This is a genomic window from Streptomyces sp. ME19-01-6, from assembly GCF_033793745.1.
Lineage (GTDB): Bacteria > Actinomycetota > Actinomycetes > Streptomycetales > Streptomycetaceae > Streptomyces.
Window position 1 is genome coordinate 360,249 of record NZ_JARAXF010000007.1, and the last position, 20,020, is coordinate 380,268.

At 69.8% G+C, this 20,020-nt stretch carries 14 protein-coding genes; 5 read left to right on the forward strand and 9 right to left on the reverse strand.

From position 1 onward, the window contains the following. Nucleotides 1–4 precede the first annotated feature (4 nt). Both PV419_RS19965 and PV419_RS19970 read left to right on the forward strand, forming a co-directional pair. On the forward strand, nucleotides 5–1,123 hold the full coding sequence (locus tag PV419_RS19965; RefSeq protein WP_319690757.1) for an AAA family ATPase: 1,119 nt from the start codon (nucleotides 5–7) through the stop codon (nucleotides 1,121–1,123). Continuing rightward, on the forward strand, nucleotides 1,120–4,068 hold the full coding sequence (locus tag PV419_RS19970) for a DUF5682 family protein (protein WP_319690759.1): 2,949 nt from the start codon (nucleotides 1,120–1,122) through the stop codon (nucleotides 4,066–4,068). The genes PV419_RS19965 and PV419_RS19970 overlap by 4 nt, the downstream gene beginning before the upstream one ends. A 384-nt stretch (nucleotides 4,069–4,452) precedes the next feature. Here the strand turns inward: PV419_RS19970 and sbnA are convergent, their stop codons facing one another. Next, entirely contained in the window at nucleotides 4,453–5,418 is a 966-nt protein-coding gene (gene sbnA, locus PV419_RS19975) for a 2,3-diaminopropionate biosynthesis protein SbnA (RefSeq protein ID WP_319690760.1), read from the reverse strand. A gap of 177 nt (nucleotides 5,419–5,595) precedes the next feature. Further along, nucleotides 5,596–6,846 carry a crotonyl-CoA carboxylase/reductase gene (ccrA, locus tag PV419_RS19980; RefSeq protein WP_319690762.1) on the reverse strand — a complete coding sequence of 417 codons (1,251 nt, stop codon included), beginning with the start codon at nucleotides 6,844–6,846 and terminating at the stop codon, nucleotides 5,596–5,598. Between the two features lie 507 nt (nucleotides 6,847–7,353). Between ccrA and PV419_RS19985 the strand changes: the two genes are divergently transcribed. After that, a complete protein-coding gene (locus tag PV419_RS19985; protein ID WP_319690764.1) occupies nucleotides 7,354–8,601 on the forward strand; it encodes a cytochrome P450 in 1,248 nt (415 codons plus the stop codon). Between the two features lie 13 nt (nucleotides 8,602–8,614). Here PV419_RS19985 and PV419_RS19990 read toward each other — a convergent pair whose 3' ends face one another. The 7 genes from PV419_RS19990 to PV419_RS20020 all read right to left on the reverse strand — a co-directional run bounded on the left by PV419_RS19990 (nucleotide 8,615) and on the right by PV419_RS20020 (nucleotide 17,669). Next, nucleotides 8,615–10,651, reverse strand: coding sequence for a beta-galactosidase (locus tag PV419_RS19990; RefSeq protein ID WP_319690766.1), 2,037 nt, complete (start codon nucleotides 10,649–10,651; stop codon nucleotides 8,615–8,617). A gap of 2 nt (nucleotides 10,652–10,653) precedes the next feature. Further along, a complete protein-coding gene (locus tag PV419_RS19995; RefSeq protein ID WP_319690767.1) occupies nucleotides 10,654–11,556 on the reverse strand; it encodes a carbohydrate ABC transporter permease in 903 nt (300 codons plus the stop codon). Next, a complete protein-coding gene (locus PV419_RS20000) occupies nucleotides 11,549–12,004 on the reverse strand; it encodes a sugar ABC transporter permease (protein WP_319690768.1) in 456 nt (151 codons plus the stop codon). Before PV419_RS20000 ends, PV419_RS19995 begins: the two co-directional genes overlap by 8 nt. Continuing rightward, a complete protein-coding gene (locus tag PV419_RS20005; RefSeq protein WP_319690770.1) occupies nucleotides 12,001–13,206 on the reverse strand; it encodes an IS110 family transposase in 1,206 nt (401 codons plus the stop codon). Before PV419_RS20005 ends, PV419_RS20000 begins: the two co-directional genes overlap by 4 nt. A gap of 157 nt (nucleotides 13,207–13,363) precedes the next feature. Next, nucleotides 13,364–13,963 carry a sugar ABC transporter permease gene (locus PV419_RS20010; protein ID WP_319690771.1) on the reverse strand — a complete coding sequence of 200 codons (600 nt, stop codon included), beginning with the start codon at nucleotides 13,961–13,963 and terminating at the stop codon, nucleotides 13,364–13,366. Next, the gene (locus PV419_RS20015; protein WP_319690773.1) at nucleotides 13,960–15,249 is read right to left on the reverse strand and encodes a sugar ABC transporter substrate-binding protein; all 1,290 of its coding nucleotides are present in this window, start codon (nucleotides 15,247–15,249) and stop codon (nucleotides 13,960–13,962) included. Before PV419_RS20015 ends, PV419_RS20010 begins: the two co-directional genes overlap by 4 nt. 77 nt (nucleotides 15,250–15,326) lie before the next feature. After that, nucleotides 15,327–17,669, reverse strand: coding sequence for a beta-glucosidase family protein (locus tag PV419_RS20020; protein ID WP_319690775.1), 2,343 nt, complete (start codon nucleotides 17,667–17,669; stop codon nucleotides 15,327–15,329). A gap of 252 nt (nucleotides 17,670–17,921) precedes the next feature. On the opposite strand from PV419_RS20020, the gene PV419_RS20025 reads away from it, so the two are divergent. Next, nucleotides 17,922–18,944: a LacI family DNA-binding transcriptional regulator gene (locus tag PV419_RS20025; protein ID WP_319690776.1), complete on the forward strand. Its 1,023-nt coding sequence runs from the start codon at nucleotides 17,922–17,924 to the stop codon at nucleotides 18,942–18,944. A gap of 59 nt (nucleotides 18,945–19,003) precedes the next feature. Next, entirely contained in the window at nucleotides 19,004–20,002 is a 999-nt protein-coding gene (locus tag PV419_RS20030; RefSeq protein WP_319690778.1) for a LacI family DNA-binding transcriptional regulator, read from the forward strand. Nucleotides 20,003–20,020 lie beyond the last annotated feature (18 nt).

Sequence of the window (20,020 nt, forward strand, 5' to 3'; positions counted from 1 at the left end):
GACGATGACCGACATCAACATGCTGCGCGCGCCGGCCGAGGTGAAGTACACCGAGGAGCTCGACTGGCTGGAGTCGATCGACGACGGCCCCAAGCCCTTCTCCTGGCGGCTCAGCCCCCGGATGGTCCGGCTGTTCATCCTCGGGTCCGAGCCCTCCGACGGGCTCGACCGCCAGATCCCGCAGAAGTGGTTCGGCGACCGCGGCTTTGTCGAGCGCAGCATCGTGACGCTCGCCTCGGACCGGGGACTGCTGCTGATCGGTGACCCGGGCACCGGCAAGAGCTGGCTCGCCGAGCTGCTCTCGGCCGCCATCTGCCGTAACTCGACCCTGGTCGTCCAGGGCACCGCGGGCACCACCGAGGACCACATCAAGTACTCGTGGAACGTCTCGATGGTGATCGCCAAGGGACAGTCGCGGGAATCGATGATCCCTTCGCCGATCATGACGGCGATGGAGCGGGGCGTGATCGGCCGCTTCGAGGAGCTGACCCGGTCGACCAGCGATGTACAGGACGCGCTGATCTCGATCCTGTCCGAGAAGTACGTGTCCATCCCGGAGCTCGACGACGACAACCTCGTCTTCGCCAAGCCCGGGTTCTCCATCATCGCCACGGCCAACAGCCGTGACCGGGGCGTGAACGACCTGTCGTCGGCGCTGAAGCGGCGGTTCAACTTCGTCCGCATCCCGGTGGTGACGAACAAGCGCAGCGAAGCGGAGATCGTCCGGTTCCGCACCAGTGAGCTGCTGCGCCGCCACCGGATCGAGCTGGAGGTACCGCCCACCCTGCTGGACATCCTGCTGCAGAGCTTCGCCGATCTGCGCACCGCGGCGGCCTCGGCCACCAGCGACGACGACAAGCTCGAATCGGCGCTGTCCACCGCCGAGCAGATCGGTGTGCTCGAGGACGCCGTCCTGCACAGCCAGTTCTTCGGTGACCGTGTCCTCGGCGCGCGGACGCTCGCCGGTTCACTGGTGAGTTCGCTGGCCCGGCGCAGCCCCGAGGACCTGGCCATCCTGAACAAGTTCTGGCACGGCGTCGTGGAGCCGCGCAGCAAGGACGAGGGCGGGCCCTGGCAGGACTTCCTGGAGGGCGGCCGCGAGACGATCGCGACCCTGTCATGACGACGCTGAGCCCCCAGAGCCCCGCGAGCGCGCCGAGTCCGGAGGGTCCGCCGAGCACGTCGAGCGGGGCGCTTCCCTTCGGTGCGCTCCGTGAGCAGCTGCGCGACGCCGCGGCCGCCTTCGCCGGCGACGCCGGCGCCGTCCCCGGCATCCTGTCGGGCATGGTCGACGACGTCGACCGGGCGCTGCGCGAAGAGCTCGAGATCTTCCCGGTGTGCCATCACTCACCGGCTTCGGCGCTGGCCATGGTGCGGCGGCTGCGGGTCAAGCAGCCCAAAATCATCTATCTGGAGCTGTGCGAGGATCTGCGGCCGCTCCTCGACGAGCTGCGCAACTGCCGCCTCCCCGTGGCGCTGCAGGCCTTCGCGACCGACATCGACGGCTTTCCGCCCGACTGGGCCCCGCTCAGCGTGGTGGCGCCCATCACCGAGGCCTCGGCCGAGTACCAGGCCATCGCCTACGCCCTGGACAGCCCGGACGTGGAGCTGGTCCTGGTCGACCGCTCCACGGACCATGTCTTCCAGTGGACGCCGCGGGAGCCTGCCGAGCCCGCTCAGGCGGCACTGCCGCCCGCGGCGGGCGGCAAAGCCAGTGGTGCCGAAAGCGACACTGCCCGGCACGACGAGGCCGCCCTGCACGGCGACGCGGTCGGAATCGAGATCGGCGATCTGCGGCCTCGCTTCGCCGAGTTGGAGGCGCATCTGCTCCACCACGGCAAGGTCCGCCACTGGTCCGAGTGGTGGGACCAGTACGTGGAGCAGCCCCTGGTCGGCGCGGACTACGAGACGTACCGACAGGTCATGGTGATGATCGGCAGCCTGTTCCGGCGGCTGCGCCCGGACCGGCACGCGCGCGGCGCCCAGGACGAGGACCGCGAGCGCTATATGTGGACGCGGATGCGCGAACACCTCGCGGCCTCGGGCGCCGACCCGGTGCAGTGCCTGTATGTGTGCGGCGCCTTCCACGCGGCCAGCCCGGTCGAGCAGTTCGGGCTGGCGGCCGAGGGCGAGCCGTACGAGATCGGCCCCCGTACGGAAACCCGCTGGATGTACGGGCTCATCCCGTCCAGCCACTCCGCCATCGAGGCGCAGTTCCAGCTGGCCCCGGGAGCGGTGTCGATCGCCTCGGCGACCTGGGCCAAGGCGCTGAAGCGGGGCCGGGTCACGCCGTTCCGGCTGGCCGGCCAGGAGGGAGGGAAGAAGCGGGAGGTGCGCGGGCGCGCCGCGCACGCGCTCGTGCCGGGTTCCCCGGAGGGGGGCACGGACCGGTTGTCCGGGTTCCTCGCCACCCCGCCGGTGCTGGACGAACTCGACGAGGCCGAGTTGCTGGGGTGGAGTGTCGACATCGTCAGACTGGCGCGCCGCAACGGCTATCTCGCCAGCACGGCCGACGCCATCGCGGTGTTCGAGACGTCCATCCTGCTGGCCGGGATGCGCGGCCGCGGCCGCCCCACGCCGTACGATTTCGAGGACGCCGCGGTCACCTGCATCGAGAAGGACACCGTGCCGGGCCGCCGCGATGTGCGCCGGCTGTGCGAGATCCTGCTGGGCGGTGACCGCATCGGCGCGGTGGGCTATGACGCGCTGCCGCCGCTGGCCCGCGACGTGCTGGACCGTCTGGAGCCGCTCGGGCTCAATCCGAGCGCACGGACGAACCAGCGCGCGTTGCTCGATCTGCAGGCCGATCCTGGGCTCAAACCCTGCTCCGACCTGCTGTGGATCCTGCGCCGACTGCTGGCGGACGTGGCCCGTCCGATCATGGGGACCCGCAGGCTGGGCGAGCGTGCGATCCAGGAGAGCTGGGACCTGGCCATCGGCCGCAACCAGCGCTCTCTCGTCCAGCTCGGCTACGAGGGCGTCACCATCGAGCAGGTGCTGGAGCAGCGGCTGCGCCGCGACGCGTGGGCGCCCGAGGCCACCGCCGCGACCGCGCTCGAGGCCGTGGAGGAGGCCATCGTCTATCTGGGGAGCCGACGGCTCGCCGACGACCTCGGGGCGCGGGCCGTGGAGTTGCTGACCGCGGAGCGCACGGTGGACGGCGCGCCCCGGGTGCTGCGCCGGATCCGCCGGTTGCTGGCCCACTACCGGGCCGCGGAGCCGGAGCTGCCACGCTGGTGCGAACGGTTCGTCACGGCGGGCTACGCGCACTACTGCACGCTGTTGCCGACGGCCTTCGCGGACGAGGCCACCGGGCTGCGCCAGGTCGCCGCCATGCTGGGCTTCCTGTTCGAGATGGAGAGTTTCGCGCTCTCCCTCGGGTGTGACCACACCCAGCTCGAACTCGCCGTGCGGCAGTCACATCCCGAAGCGCCCGACAAGGTCGCGTTGGTGTGGGCGGCCCGGTCGCGGCTGGGCCTGATGTCCTCGGCCGAGCTGCGCTCGTGCTGCGCCGAACTACTGGCCAATCCGCTGGTCATCCCGGCCTTCCCGCGCTACATGAGCGGGTTCGTCCAGGCCCTGGAGCCGGTGCCGACGCTGACGCCCTTCGTGGTCGAGCAGATCTCCACGGCGTTCGCGCGCCTGCCCGACTCGGTCCTGCTCCCCTGGCTGCCCAAGCTGATCGCGACGCTGCGCGACGGTGCGCGGGAGCTGGTGCCGGTTCTGGTGCGCGAGGCGGGCCGCACCTTCCCCGCCGCGCTGTCCGCGGTCGACGCGTGGGTGCCGCCATGGTCGGCGCGCTCGGCGGCATCGGAGGCGGAGGCGGGCGGCGCTGACGCGGCGTCGGGTCCCGTGGCGGCGCCGGGCACGGTGGTCGCGCGGCTGCTGGCCGCCCATCCGGCGGCCTGTGACGCCGTGGCCGGGGCGCTCGGGTACGACGCGGGGTGGCAGACCACCGAGCCCGCCGACGGCGGAGCCGAGTGGCAGGAGGCGGGTGAGCTGCTGAGCCGGCATCCGCAGACCGCGGACGCCGTGGCCGGACTGCTCCAGCTGCGACCGGTCGGATAGCGACCGGGGGCGCGGTCGGTCGTGAGCAGGGGGGACACGGCCGGCCGCGCTCGTGAGGCCCTGCCCCGGTCAGCGGCTCAGGGGCTCAGGGGCTCAGCGAGTGAGCCGGGCGGCGATGCCGTCGAACTCGGGTGCGCCGCGCAGCGCGGCCCGTCTGGTGTGGTGCACGAGGGACCGCAGGGCACCGCGCCAGTACCCGCCGGCCAGCTCGCCTTGGCGCCAACATGGCCATGCTCGACGCCGTGGAACTCGCCCTTGAGCTCACCGCCCACCCGAGCGAACCGGACGCCGCCGTCGGCCGCTACGAGGCCGCGAAGTACGAACGCGGCGCCGCCGCCGCGCGGGAGTCCGCGAAGATCATGGACATCGTCATGTCCCCCAGGGTCAGAAGGGCGGCAGAAGGGCCTGTGGCCCGAAGTTCGCGGCCACCCAAGCGTCGTTGTAGACCGTGTCCAGATAGCGGTCGCCCATGTCGGGGGAGACGCAGACCGCTTGCAGCAAGCGGCGCGGATCGTGCCGGTCGAGCCAGGTACGGGCGCCCCCGATGACAGTTCCGGTGGAGCCGCCGAAGAGCATCCCGCGCGCGGAGAGCGCGCGGCACGTCCGGACGGCGTCCGCCTCCGGTACATGAACCACGTCGTCGAACAGGCCGGGATCGAGCATGGGCGGCTTGACACCCGCCCCGAGGCCCGGGATCAGACGGTTCGCCGCGGGGGCGCCGAAGCTCACCGACCCGACCGCGTCGATCGCGACGATCCGGGCGGTGCTCCCCATGTCCCGGAAGTGGCGCACACACCCCATCGCGGTGCCGGAGGTGCCGACGCCGACGAACACGACGTCCACGTCGGGGAAGTGCTTGAGGATCTCCGGCGCCGTCGTGTCGTAATGCGCTCTCCAGTTGGCCTCGTTGGCGTACTGGTTCAGCCAGATGTAGCGGCTGTCCTCGGCGCAACGGCGGCGCACCAGGTCAAGGCGCGCCTGGAGGTACCCGCCCTCGGGGTCAGGCTCGTCGACGACGAGGAGGGTGGTGCCTAACGCGCGCATGGTGGCCGCGGTCAGGTCGTTGCACCGGCGGTCCGTGACACAGGTGAAGCGGAGTCCCTTGCTCGCCGCGATGACGCTGAGGGCCACACCGAGGTTGCCGGAGGAGGACTCGATGATGAGGGAGTCCTCTTTGATCAGGGAGGCGCTTTCGGCCGCGGCGATCATGGCTGCGGCGGCCTTCATCTTGACCGAGCCGCCGAAGTTGAGCCCTTCGCACTTCACATAGAGTTCACGCCCCAACAGCGAGCGCAGGTCAACGTACAGGTCGGAGCCGGTCAGCTCGTGGGGTGATGTGATGATGGTCATGGGTGTTCACTCCGCGGTGAGTCGGCCATCTCGGCAGCGACCCCGTGTGGCTGCCGTGCGGCATGCCGTTGTGCCGACGCTCGGCACGGCACAACGGCATGCGGTGAGGAAATCAGCCCCCCATGGTGCGGAGTCGTGGCTCGCCGGGAGCGGGGACAGGCAGCGCGAAGGTTCCGGTCATGAGCGCGGCACACCGGTCATGCCCGGCTCGGGCGCGTTGACGAGCACGGCCATGTTGCCCGGCGGGTGGGCGTTGTCGTACATGAGCTGGTGCAGGTCGGCGATGTCCGCGAACGGTGTGGTGCGGCTCAGGCAGGGGTCGAGCTTGCCCGCCGCGACCAGATTGGTGACTTCCCGGGACTCCCGCATGTTGGCGCAGTGGGAACCCTGCAGCCGCTTCTGGAACATCCACAGGAACCGCAGGTCCACATCCCCGTTGTAGCCGCTGGTCCCGGCGCAGGTGACCACCATTCCGCCGTTGTCACAGACATACAGCGAGGTGGGCAAGGTGTCCTGGCCCGGATGTTCCAGCACGATACGGGGCGACCGGCGCTCCCCGAGTACATCCCAGATTCTGCGGCCGAAGGCGCGGACACCGCTCACCCAGTCGCTGTACGCGGCGGTGTCGTCCCAGTCCGGCAGCCTGCCCCAGTGGTCGAACCCGGTACGGTCGATCACCCCTCGGGCACCCAGCCGGAGGCAGTGCTCCGCCTTCTCCGCGGCCGACACCACCGCGATGGGCACACCGCCGAGCAGGTCGACGATCTGGATCGCCATGGACCCCAGGCTGCCGGAGCCGCCCCAGACCAGGACCGGGTCGCCGGGCCGCACGGTGTGTGGCGGCCAACCGCACAGCTGACGGTAGGCGGTGGCGCCGCCGGCGAGGAAACAGCTGCTCTGCTCCCAGGTGAGCCTCTCCGGCTTGGGGTGCAGCTGGTACTCGTCGACCACGGTGAACTGGGCGAAGGTGCCGAAGTTGAGTTCATAGCCCCAGGCAGCCTGGGACTTGGAGGTGGCCGGGTCCGCCCCGAGCCTGATGTCATCGGCCGTCTCGTCCCACTTCAGCCCGCCGAACACAACGTGCTCGCCCACGCCGAACCGAGTGGCCCCCTCGCCGGTCGCCCAGACCACGCCCGACCCTTCGGAGCCCCCGATGTGGAAGTCGTGCGGATCGCCCTTCCGTTGCCGGGCCGCGATCACATCCACCGGCGAGCCCAGGCTGGACCAGATGCCGTTGTAGTTGATGCCGGCCGCCATGACCATCACTAACACCTGGCCGGGACCCAGCGGCGGCACCTCGACGACTTCGACCTTGATCGCGTTCTGGGGCAGGCCGTAGCGCTCCGGGCGGATCAGCGCGGCGTACATATAGCGCGGCACCTCCCCCAACGGGGGTATCTCGCCGAGCTCGTAGAGGTCTCGTGTCATATCAGTCCATTTCCAGCAGTAACAACGCGATACAGCGCATGACCGGCCTTCGCGTGCCTCAGCGGATAGAATTCGTCGGCGCTCCCGGTCACGGTGTTATCGACGCGCATACTGAAATAAGAGAACAAGCCGGAGGCTGCCCGCTAAGCGTGAGGGGTTTTCTGCATTACTGGCCGGCAGGGGCGAATTACCTGTGGATCAAGCACCGCGATTTTGCTACCGGCAACACACTCGTGTCAACTATTTCTCGCCAGGCCACAAAAGGACTGGTTGACCGCCCATCCCGGCAGTAATTCCCGTAATCCAGAAATGCGTGCGACTTCGGCCGAACTCCGCGTTCAACCACCAAATCCACGGTGGGCCGGACGTTCGGGTCGGCCCAGTGTGCCGCGGACGCGAGGGGACCCATGCTCGCCGCGGCACAGCCGCCAAGGTCGTTCATGGGATAGGCTTTTGACCTCCGGCCCCGGCCCCGCCGACGTCTGCAGAACGGACAGCAGGACAGCAATGAATGCGATAACCCCCGTTCATCTCGCCCCCGAGCCGACCGACCTCCACGGTGTCGAGGGCGCGGCCCTGCGGGCCGCGGGCCCGGTCGCCACAGTGGCGCTTCCCGGCGGAGTGGTGGTCAAGGCGGTCACCACCCGCGAAGCGGGTGCCCAGGTGCTGAACGACCCGCGGTTCTCCAAGAACATCCGGCACTGGGGTGCCCACCAGCGCGGGGAGATCCCCGCCGAGTGGCCGCTGCTCTTCATCCTGGAGGGCGAGGGGCTGCTCACCACCGACGGCGAAGTCCACCGCCGGCTGCGGCTGCCCGTCCAGCGCGCCTTCTCCCCGCGCCGGGTGCGGGATTTGCGCCCGCGTATCGAGGCGGTCACCGACCGGCTGCTGGCTGCCCTGGGCGATGTGGCTCCGGGTCAGGAGACCGATCTGCAGTCCCGTTTCGCGCTGCCGCTTCCCCTGGACGTCATCTGCTATCTGCTCGGCGTACCCGAGGAGGGCGGCCTGCGCGAGGAGCTGCACGAACTGTCGGCGGCCGCGTTGAGCAACGACGCCGGGGCCGAGGAGCTCCAGCGCATGATGGCGGAGCGCTTCCCGGCCACCCTGATGTCGATAATCGAGCGCAAGCGCGCCGGCGGCGACCACGACGACCTCACGATGGACCTGGTCGAAGCCATGGACCAGGGTGAGCTGACGGTGGCGGAGGTGATCGGCAACCTGGTGGTTACCGTCATCGGCGGCCACGAGACCACGGTGACCCTGATCTGCCACGCGGTGCGGGGCCTGTTGACGCACCCCGAGATCCTGGCCACCGCCAGGGCCCGGCAGGCGGCCGGCGAGGACCCGTGGCCCGACGTGGTCGAGGAGGCCCTGCGCTGGGAGTCCCCGGTGCGCACCCTGATGTTCCGCTACGCCACCGAGGACGTCCCCGTGGCGGGCGGCGGCGTCGTCCGCGAGGGAGAAGCGGTGCTCCTCCCCCTCGCGACCATCAACCGCTGCCCCCACGCCTTCGCCGAGCCCGACCGGTTCGACCCCGACCGGCCGGACGCCGCCCGCCACCTCTCCTTCGGCTTCGGCGCCCACCGCTGCCCCGGGGCGTCCCTGGCCAAGGTGGAAGCAGAGATCGCCCTGCGGCGGCTGTTCGAGGCCTTCCCGGACATCGCCCTCGCCCCGAGGCCCACGCCGCGCACCGCGTCGCTGGGCATAAACAGCTACCGGGAACTGCCCGTCGTCCTGCGCCCCGCCACCGCCTGAGCGGGCTCGTACCTCACTCCTGGACCCGCTCGGTGTGCTCGAACCGCACCACCGAGACACCGAGCGGCGCCACCTCGAGGGTCGCTCCGGTCTTCGCCCCGGAGATCAGGTCGAGCCCGTCCGCCGCGAGCCGGACCTGGGCGGGTTCGGTCTCGGAGTGGTTCAGCAGAAAGAGGAACTCCGCATCGCCTCCGACGCGCCTGGCCGCCTCCAGGTGTCCGGGCGCGGAGTCGACGAGCGGGGAGACCCCCGCCGCCGCCACCGCGTCGAGCAGGGTGTCACGCAGCGCGGTGGGTTCGAGACGGGTGCCGAGGTACACGACGCGGCCCCGGCCGACCGCGTTGTCCAGGATCGCGGGCCGTCCTTCCAGGTGGCCGGAGGCGTAGGTGGCGAGCACCCGCGCGGTCTCGGGGTGGATGCTGTCCTGCCACCAGTCGGAGGTCCGGGTGGTCCCGTCGGCGAAGGTCACCGCGAAGGTCTCGTCGCCGCGCGCGGGCCAGTACTCGTCGATGTACGCGCCGATGAGGCCGCGGAAGGCCCCGGGGTAGGCGGGCTGCCTGACGTGGTTGTTCGCGTCGACGACCCCGGAGAAGAACGAGCAGACGAGCGTCCCGCCCTCTTCGACGAAGCGGGTGACGGCGTCGGTGAAGCGATCGTCGACCAAGTAGGCGTTCGGCACGACGACGACCTTGTACGGGCTGAGGTCGGAGCCGAAGTGCACCATGTCCACCGCGTGATGTGCTTCCAGGAGCGGCTGGTAGTGGTCCGTGGCGAGCTGGGTGTAGTCGAAGTCGTTACGCGGCAGCCCGTGGGTCTCGGTCAGCCCCCACCAGGCGTTCCAGTCGAACAACACCGCGACCTCGGCGCGTGACCGGGCGCCCACCGCCTCGGCGATCCTCGGCAGTTCCCCGCCGAGCGCCTCGATCTCCTTCCAGGTGCGGGAGGCCGTACCGGAGTGCGGCAGCATCGCGGAGTGGAAGCGCTCGTGGCCACCGCGGCTCGCGCGCCACTGGAAGTACAGGACGCTGTCGGCGCCGTGGGCGATGGCCTGGTAGGAGCCGAGGCGCATATGGCCGGGTCGCTTGACGTTGTTCACCTTCCACTGCGACACACTGCTGGCCGCCTGCTCCATGAGGACCCAGGGCTCGCCGCGCAGTGAGCGCATGAGGTCGAAGTTCAGCGCCGCGGAGATGCGGGCGTCGTCGTGGCCGGGATTGGGGTAGATGTCCAGCGCCACGGCGTCCTGTTCGAGCGCCCAGGTCCAGTAGTCCGCGTTCTTGTAGAAGCGCATGTAGTTGGTGAGGACGGGGATGTCGTCGCGGTAGGAGCGGACGATGTCGCGTTCCATGACGAAGCACTCGAGCAGCACGTCCGAGACGAACCGCTTGAAGTCCAGGCGGCGGGTCGGGTTGGACCACGACCGCGGCACTTCCGGCGGGTTGATCTGGTCCCAGGAGGTGTAGACCTGGGACCAGAAGCGGGTGTACCAGGCGTCGTTGAGCGCGTCCAGGCTGCCGTACTTCCGCTGGAGCCAGCCGCGGAAGGCGAGCGCGCTGGCCTCCCCGTAGGAGGGCTGCCCGTATTCGTTGCTGATGTGCCACATCGCGAGGGCCGGGTGGTGGGAGTACCGCTCGGCCAGCGCCGTGGTGATCCGGGCGGCGTGTTCCCGGTAGCGGGGCGAGGCGGGGTCGAACTGGAGCCGGTTGCCGAAGCCGAAGCGCTCCCCGTCCTCCATGACCGGCAGGACTTCGGGGTGTTCGTGGGTGAGCCAGACCGGTGGCGCCATGGTCGGGGTGGCCAGGTCGACGCTGATCCCGCCCGCGTGGAGGAGGTCCATCACCTCGTCCATCCAGTCGAAGGTGAAGCGTCCCGGCTCGGGCTCGAGCGACGCCCACGCGAACACGCCCAGGGTGACCAGGTTCACCCCGGCGCGCCGCATCAGCTCGAGGTCCTCGTCCCACACCGCCCGGTCCCACTGCTCGGGGTTGTAGTCCCCGCCGAAGGCGAACCCGCCGAGGCGGGCGCGGAAGGCGTCCATACGATTGTTCATGGCTACTTGAGTGCTCCTGTCGTGATGCCGCTGCGCCAGTACCGCTGCAGCGTGAGGAAGAGGACGACGAGGGGGACGGTGCCCACCAGGGACCCGGAGATGACGATCCGGACGACATCGGGCTCGCTCATCGCGTTCTTCTGCCAGGAGTAGAGCCCGAGGGTGACCGGCCAGAGCGACTGGTCGTTGAGGACGAGGAGAGGAAGGAGGAAGTTGTTCCAGATCGAGATGAAGGCGAAGAGGAACACGGTGACCAGGCTCGGGAGCAGGATCCGCAGGACCACCGTGAAGAAGATACGGACGTCGTGGGCTCCGTCGATCCGGCCGGCCTCCAGCAGTTCGTCGGGGATGGCGGCGCTCGCGTAGATACGCACGAGGAACACCCCGAAGGCGCTGGACAGGCTTGGCAGGATCACCGCCCAGTAGGTGTTGATGAGGCCGAAGGAGTTGAGGATCAGATAGGTGGGCAGGGCGAGCACTGTCCCCGGGATGAGCACGCCACCGAAGTTGAGGCCCATGATGGCGTTGCGACCGCGGAAACGATACTTGGCCAGGGCGAACCCGCACAAGGCGGCCAGGAACGTCGAGCCGAGGGCGCCGCCTCCCGAGTAGATGAGCGAGTTCACCAGCCATTGCCGGAATACGCCGTCGCGGTAGGCGAACAGGTCCTGAGCGTTCTTGACCAGGTCGAAGTGCGAGAACCAGAGCCCGAAGGTGGTGTTGAGGTCGGCCGTCGACTTGGTCGAGGCGATCAGCATCCACGCGATCGGGACGAGGAAGTAGGCCGTCAGCGCGACGATCGTCGCGGTCAGGATGAAACGGGTCGACAGCGGCGCGCGATCCCGCCGTGCCCCGCTCGTCCACAGCGCGCGGGGGCGCCTGCGTCGGGTGGTGGTGTCACTCATCGGGATTCCTTCTCTGGAGCATTCGCAGGAAGCCGAAGGACAGCAGGAACGCGCCGATGGCGATGACGACCGCGACGGCGGCTGAGTAGTACGGCTGGTCGGACCCGAACGCGAGGTTGTAGACGATCATGTTCGGTGTGTAGTTGTACGTCACGTTGCCGGTGATCGTGCGCAGTACCGTCGGCTCGGAGAACAGCTGGAGCGTGCCGACCACCGAGAAGAGTCCGGTGATGAGGATGGCCGGGGCCACCAGCGGCACCTTGATCCGCCAGGCGATCTGCCAGTTGTTTGCACCGTCGATGCGTGCCGCCTCGAACATCTCGCGCTGGATGGCCTGGAGCGCGGCAAAGATGATGATCATGTTGTACCCGGTCCACTGCCAGGTCGCGACGTTCGCGATGGACCACAGGACGTTTCCCTTGGAGAGGAATCTCAATGATGAAGTCAAGCCGCCTGCGTGACGGGTGGGGTGGAGGTGAACAGCCTCTTGTCACGGAGCATGGCCCAGAGCACGTCGACGCGTCGTCGGGCGAGCGCGAGCAATGCCTGGGTGTGGATCAGGCCTTCGGATCGCTTCCGCAGGTAGTAGTCGCGAGACGGGCCGGGCCGCATCATCGCGGTCTGGGCGGCCAGGTAGAAGATGTGCCGCAGACGCCGGTTGTAGCGCTTGGGGCGGTGGTAGTTGCCGGTGCGGCGGCCGGAGTCCCGGGCTACTGGGGCGAGACCGGCGTGGGAGGCGAGGCGGCCGGCGTCGTGGTAGCCGGACAGGTCGCCGACGATGGCGATGAACTCGGCACCCAGGATGGGGCCCATGCCGGGCATGGACTCGATGATCTCGGCGCGTTCGTCGGCGCGGAAGGTCTCGCGGATCTCGCGGTCGTTGTCCTTGAGCCGCTCGTCCAGGGCCAGGAGCTGGTGTGCGAGGTTGCAGACCAGCTTCGCGGCCCGCTTCTCGCCCGGCAACGCGATCTGCTGGGACTGAGCCGCCTCCACCGCCTTCGCGGCGACCGCGTCGGCACTGCGGACCTTGCGCCGCTCCAGCCAGGTCGTCAGCCGCTTGACGCCGATCCGCCGCAGGGCGGCGGGGGTCTGGTACTCGGTCAGCATCACGACCGGGCCCTTGGCCGCGGAATAGTCGAAGGCCCGCTCCAAAGCGGGACAGATGCCTACCAGCAGGTCACGGAGCCGGTTGACCAACCTCACCCGGTCCGCGATCAGGTCGGCCCGGTAATTGGTCAGGATCCGGAGTGTGGTGACCAGCTCCGGGGGTGTGTCCAGCAGGGCGAAGTCCTTCGGGCGCATACGCGCCTGGTCGGCGATGACACGGGCGTCCCTGGCGTCGGTCTTGCCCTCACCCTTGTACGCCGCGGACATGCGGTTCACGGTGCGGCCGGGCACGTAGACCACGTGCTGGCCGTGGGCGACCAGCAGGGCCAGCAGCAAGGTGGAGGCCCGGCCGGAGATGTCCACCGCCCACCGCACCTCGTCGGCCCGCTCGCGGGCGGTCTCGATGAGGGCGAGGATCTGTGCCTCGTCGTTGATCACCTTCGTCGAGAACAGCGTCCCGCCGTCGGAGTCGAGGGCCACCGCCCAGTGGTGTCCCTTGCCGGCGTCGATGCCGACCCATATCCGCGTCTGCCGCGTGCTCAACGTTGCTCCGTGTCCCTCGTGACCAGCACTACGTGGCCCGCAGAACACTCCGCCGACAGGTCCCTAACCAGCGATGACCGCAGTTCTCAATCAGTGGTCGGAGCGTCCCGGAGGACCAGGCGGCCATTCCTCTCGAGCCATCAACGGCAAGTCCACATCAGCCACACCCGGTCCTCCCGGACCGCCAACCATTCTTAGGGAAGTCCACATGGGCTCCGATGCCGTCGAAGAAGTCCACGACCGGGCTCACTCCGGGCAGGTACAGGAAGGCCCAGACGATCGACGCGATGATCCCCGGTACCGCGTAGGGCAGGAACGCGGCGAGCTGGAACAGGCCGCGCATCCGGACGATCGCCGTGTCGAAGATGAGCGCCATCATCAGCGCGAGGCCCAGCATGACGGGCACCTGGACGAGGCCGTAGAGCAGTACGCGTCCGACCGACTCGAGGAAGGCGGGGTCGGTGAGGGCCTGGGTGTAGTTGTCCAGGCCGACCCAGATGACACTGGGAGTGTCGAATCCCAGGCCGCCCGACTTCTCGACGCCGTGGAAGCTCTGCCACAGTGCGTAGAACACGGGCACCAGGTGGAAGGCCACGAAGAGGACCAGGAACGGGACCACGAACGCCCACGCCATTTTCCAGTCGGCGCCGAAGCGGCGTTTGTTGCGGCGCGACGCCGAGAGGCGGGGCGGGTCCCCCGCCTGCTCGGCCCCGTTCCTCGGGCCCCGGGTGGCCGGGTCGAGGGCTGGCGCGGTCATCGGACGGACAGGCCCTTCCGCTTCAGCTGGGACTTGGTTTCGCCGTTGACCTTCTTCATCGCGTCGGGCAGCGTCGTCGACTTGTTGATGACGGACTGCAGGGCGTCATTGAGGTAGTTGGTGGTGTCGGTCATCGTCGGTCCCCAGGTCCAGGGGGTCGACTGGGTGCCGCGCACGGTGAACACCTCGCTGGGCACCTGGCCGCCGAAGTAGGGGTCGGGCTTGGTCAGCTCCGGGATCCCCTGGCCGACATCGGACGCGGGGAGGACATCGGCCACCAGCAGCTTGGCGCTCTCCTCGCTGGTGTTCAGCCAGGTGATGAACTTCATCGCCGCGTCGGTCTTGTCGGTGACGCTGGTCAGCGCCGTCAGGGAGCCGCCCCAGTACACCGGGGTGGTGTCGCCCTTCGACCACTGCGGCAGCGGGGCGACGGCCCACTTGCCGGAGAGGTCGGGGGCGTTCTCCTTGAGCGCCGCACCACCCCAGGCCGGGCCGATCCACGTCAGGTACTTGCCCTGGGCGAGCCCCTTGAACCAGGTGGGCTGCCAGTGCTGGTCACCCTTGGCATAGCCCTTGTCCAGCATCTTCTGCCAGTACTCGGCCACCTTGAGGGTCGGCTGGTCGTCGAGGTCCACCTTCCAGGCGTCCTTGTCCGTGCCGAACCACTGCGCCTTCGCGTTCCACGCCAGGGAGGCCAACCACGCGCCGCCGTTGGCGGGAAACGCCGTGGTGTACGCCTTGGGGTTGGTCCGCTTGAGCTTCGCGGCGGCCGTCATGTACTCGTCCCACGTCTTGGGGGCGGTCAGGCCGGCCTCCTTGAAGACATCGGACCGGTAGTAGAGCACCTGTGTGCCGATGTCCTGCGGCACGCCGTAGACCTTGTCGTTGACCACGACCTGGTCCCATACGGCGGGCTTGAAGTGCGGCTTGAGGTCGGCGGACTCGGATGTGATGTCCTTGAGGTCACCGGCGATGATGGTCGAGGTGAGGTTGGGGTAGTCCACCTGGGTGACGTCCGGCGCCCCGTCCTTTCCTTTGATCGCGGCCTGGAGCTTCGGGTAGAAGTCCGAGGTGATCGCCTGGAACTTGACGTGGATGTCGGGGTGGGTCTTGTTCCAGAGGGCGACCGGCTTCGACATATCGGACCACCCCCAGAAGACGATGGTCTGTTTGCCGGAGGTGGCGCTGTCCGAGGAGCCGGAGGAGCAGCCGGTGAGGACGAGGGCCAGGGCGGCCGCCGCCGCGGCCAGGCCGCGGGGGCGGAAGCACATTGCTGTGTGCGACATGATGACAACTCTTCGTTGAGTGTGCTCGGACGGATGGACTGTGCCGGGTGGCAGGCGCCGGTGGGGGGCGGCGGGTTCTAGGAGATGTCGACCGCGCTGATCCGGGGCTCGGCGCCGGTCACGCTGTGCACATCGCCGGTGAGCCGCACGGTGTGTTCGACGATCACGTCGCCCGCGTCGCGCCGGACGCTGACGCCGATGTCGCCGGGCTCGACGATCCGCACCCCGTCGCGATCGGTGAACGCCAGCAGCCGTGTGGGCACGGTGAAGCGGACGCGCGCCGACTCCCCGGGGCCGAGGAGGACGCGGGCGAAGGCGACGAGCTGTGCCAGCGGGCGGGTGACCGAGGCCACGGGGTCGCTCGCGTACAGCTGGACGACCTCGGCACCCTCCCGGTCGCCGGCGTTGCGTACGGTGACGGCGCAGCGGATCGCGTCGGCGACATCGACGGTTGGGGAGTCGACGGTGAAGTCCTCGTAGGCGAACCGGGTGTAGCTGAGGCCGAATCCGTACCGGACGGGTGGCTCGGTGTCGATGTTGGTCACCGAGCTCGCGGCACCGAGCGGCGGGTGTAGATAGCTGTAGGGCTGCGCCCCGGCGCCGCGGGGCAGGCTCATCGGCATCCGGCCGCTCGGGTTGACCCGGCCGCTCAGCACTCCGGCGATGGCGGCAGCGCCCTCCTCGCCGGGGAAGAACGCCTGCACGACCGCGGCGGCGCTGTCCAGCAGCCACCCGAGCGCGTAGCCGCGTCCGGTCAGCAGGACGACCACGGTCGGTGTCCCGGTGGCGATGACCGCCTCGACGAGGGCCCGCTGCGCGCCGGGCAGTTCCAGGTCGTCGGCGTCGCAGCCCTCCCCACTGGTGCCGCGTCCGAAGAGGCCGGAGCGGTCGCCGACCACGACGACGGCCACATCCGCGCCGGCCGCGGCGGTGGCGGCGGCCGGGATGCCGTCGGTGGCGCCGTCGTCGACACCGGTGCCGTGCGCGGTGACGATGTCGGCGGAGGCGAACTCGCGGTGGAGGGCGCCTTCGACGGTCTCGACGCCGAGACCGGTGTCGCAGTCGGGGTGGTGCGGAAGGACGTGGTTGATGAACGAGTAGCAGCCGAACATCGCGGACAGCGACTGGGCGTTCGGGCCGATGACCGCGATGCGTCCGGGCGCGGCCCGGGTGCCGCCCAGCGGGAGCACACCGTCGTTGCGCAGCAGTACGAGGGAGCGTTCGGCGATGGCCGCGGCCAGTGCACGGTCCTCTTCGGTGTCCACGTCGCCGGCGGACACATCATCGGCGGACGCACCGTCGACGGGCACGGGGTCGGGTGACCACTCGGGGTCGAGCAGGCCGAGCTCGGCCTTCTGGCGCAGCACCCGCTCGAGCGCGCGGTCCACGACGTCCATGCCGAGCCGGCCGTCCGCGATGCGCTCCTTCAGGGGCTGCAGATAGGTGACGCCGGTGGGGAGTTCGACGTCGATCCCGGCGGTGATCGCCTGGGCCGCGGCGTCGCCGCCGTCCTCGGCCACCCGGTGCAGGGTCTGGAGGAAGGCCACGGCGAAGTAGTCGGCGACGACGGTGCCGGTGAAGCCCCACTCCTCGCGCAGTGTCCCGGTCAGGTGCTCGGTGCTCGCGGCGACGGGCACTCCGTCGATCTCGGCGTACGAGTTCATCACGGAGCGTGCCCCGGCGTCCCGTACGGCCACTTCGAAGGGGAACTCCAGGACGTCACGGACCTCGCGCGGCCCGGCGTGCACCGGTGCGAGGTTGCGGCCGGCGCGCGAGTCGGAGTAGCCGACGAAGTGTTTCAGGGTGGCGATGATCCCGGCGCTCTGCAGGCCTCGCACATACGCGGCGCCGGTGACCGCGACATGGTAGGGGTCCTCGGAGATGCACTCCTCGACCCGCCCCCAGCGCATATCGCGGATCACGTCGAGGACCGGCGCCAGGCCCTGATGGATGCCCAGGCCCGCCATGGTGCGGCCGATCCGCGCCGCCATGCGTTCGACGAGCGGCGGATCGAAGGTGGCGCCCCAGGCCGGCGGTACGGGGTAGGTCGCCGCCTTCCACGCGGCGAGCCCGGTCAGGCACTCCTCGTGCACGAGGGCGGGGATGCCGAGCCTGGTGTTCTCCTTCAGCCACCGCTGCTTGGTGGCCAGGGTCGCCCGGCCCTCCCGCGGGTCCAGGGGCCGGGTCCCGTAGTGCCGGGTGATCTGGCCGAGTCCGTGAGCGGCGAAGTCGGCGAAGCTCTGCTCGACGGTGTCCATCGCGTCCTGCAACGGTGCCACGGCACCGCCCTCGCGGTCGACTCCCTGCCACAGGCCCACGAGTTGAGCGAGCTTCTCCTCCAGCGTCATGGCCGCGATCAGCTCGCGGACCCCGGCTCGGCCGCGGCCGAGCCCGACCGTTTCGTCATCGATGGCAGACACTCGTCACATCTCCGTGCTCGGCGGGCGGGCCCGCGGTTCCGACAACCAGAGCTCTGCAATTCCCCGCAAAAGTTTGCGGAAGTTCTGCGATCGAGAAGCTAAGCCGGGGTAAAAACGACTGTCAATACAACAGATCTAAAGCGCGGATCACCGGCCGTTTGCGTGGGGTCCTCGCGGAATATTCCAACAAATATTGCGGGAATTTGCGGCAGGGCAGTACCGTCGCAATGCCCTACGGGAGGGAAAGGCAGCATGACCACGCGCCCAACGATGGCGGCCGTAGCCGAGGCCGCGGGGGTCTCGGTCTCCACGGTGTCCCGGGTGCTCGCCGACAAGCCGGACATCTCGGAGGAGACCCGCGTCCGCGTCACCCAGGCCGCACACGCCACGGGCTATCTGCAGCGCAAGGGGCGCCGGAAGCAACTCGGCGGGATCCTGGACGTCCTCATCGAGGGGACCACCTCGCCCTGGGCGGGAGAGCTCATCGCCGGGGCCCAGCACGCCGCGTTCAGCCTCGGGTACACCCTGGCGCTCACCGCGACCGGCCATCCGCGCTTCCGCGTCAGCGACTGGATCGACGCACGGCGCACGCGCCCGTCGGACGGCATTCTCCTGGTGCTCTCCCGGGCGCGCCACGACGAGATCGCCGCGCTGGCGGGGCTGCCGGCGCCCCTGGTCCTCCTCGATCCGGTCGGCACCAGCGAACCCACGATCCCGACGGTGGGGGCGACCAACTGGTCCGGAGGCGCCGCGGCCACGCGCCACCTCCTGGAACTCGGCCACCGGCGCGTCGGGTTCATCGGCGGGCCCGCCGAGATCCAGTGCACCAGGGAGCGGCACGAGGGCTATCTCGCCGCACACCGCGAGTTCTCCCTCGCCCCCGACCCGGCCCTGACGCACTACGGCGACTTCAGCGTCACCAGTGGCACGGACCACGGCGCGGCCCTGCTGGATCTTCCGCAGCCGCCGACGGCGATCTTCGCCGGCTCCGACGCCCAGGCGGCCGGCGTGTACCAGGTGGCCCGCGCGCGGGGGATGCGGGTGCCCGATGACCTGTCGGTCGTGGGCTTCGACGACACGGTGATCTGCACCATGCTCGCACCGCCGCTCACGACCGTCCGTCAGCCGCTGGCGGAGATGGGGGGCGAGGGGGTGCGGCTGATCGCCCAGGAGCAGTCGCGGCACGGCTCGTCGGTCGGCCGCAGGATCGAGTTGGCGACCTCGCTCGTGGCCCGGGAGAGCACCGCGCCGCGCGCGGCCCACGACGAGGCCTGACGAGGTCTTACGGACCTGACAGGGCCCGATGGGGAGACGACTGGTTGAAGGAGCAGGCAATGAGTGTGCGATCGGCAGTGCGCATGGCGACCGTGGCGCAAGCCGCGAATGTCTCGCAGAGCGCCGTGTCGAAGGTCCTCAACGAGCGGCCCGGGGTGTCGTCCGAGGTCCGGCAGCGCGTCCTGGACGCGGTGCGGGCCACCGGTTACGAGTGGCGTCGCCGCGGGTCCCGGCGCGGATCGGTCGAGGTGGTGTTCGGCTGCGTGGCCAGCGCCGTCAACGCGCCACTGCTGCGGGGCCTTTCCCAGGTGCTCCGTTCCTCCGGGCGTGCGCTCGCGGTGAACCACGCCGATGACGACGGGGACTGGCTGGACCCCCTGCTCGCGCACCGTCCGGGTGGCGTCGTCCTCGTGCTCTCCCCGGTCCCGCCGACCGTCGTGGACCGGCTGGCGCGGTCCCGCGTCCCCACGGTCGTCCTGGACACGATCGGCGACGCGCCGGCGGGGATGAACACGGTCGGGGCGACCCAGTGGCGGGGCGGGTGGCTCGCGGCCCGCCACCTCACCGGCCTCGGCCACCAGAGGATCGCGCTGCTCTCCGGACCCCTCGAGCTGACCTGCTGCCGGGCGCGCTTCGGCGGGTATCTCGCCGCGCTCCGCGACGCCGGGATCCGTCCCGACCGCGACCTGATCCGCGTGGTGCCGTTCCAGACCGAGCCGGCCAGGCGCGCCGCCCACGCCCTCCTCGACCTGTGGAGCGCGCCGACAGCCTTCGTCACCGGCAACGATCTGCAGGGCCTGGGCGTCATCGAGGCGTGTGTGGAACGTGGGCTGCGCGTCCCGGCAGACGTGTCGGTCGTCGGGTACGACGACATCGACGCCGCCGCGTCCGCGGCCCCGGCGCTGACCACCGTGCGGCAGCCGTTCGAGGAGATGGCGGCCGAGAGCATCCGGGTGCTCGACGCGGTCACCGACGACCCCGGCCTGGCCCCGATCCGTCTCGACATGTCGGTGGACCTGGTCGTCAGGAAGTCGACGGGGCCGGTACGCAGGGACTGATCCGGCGTCGGGACCGGC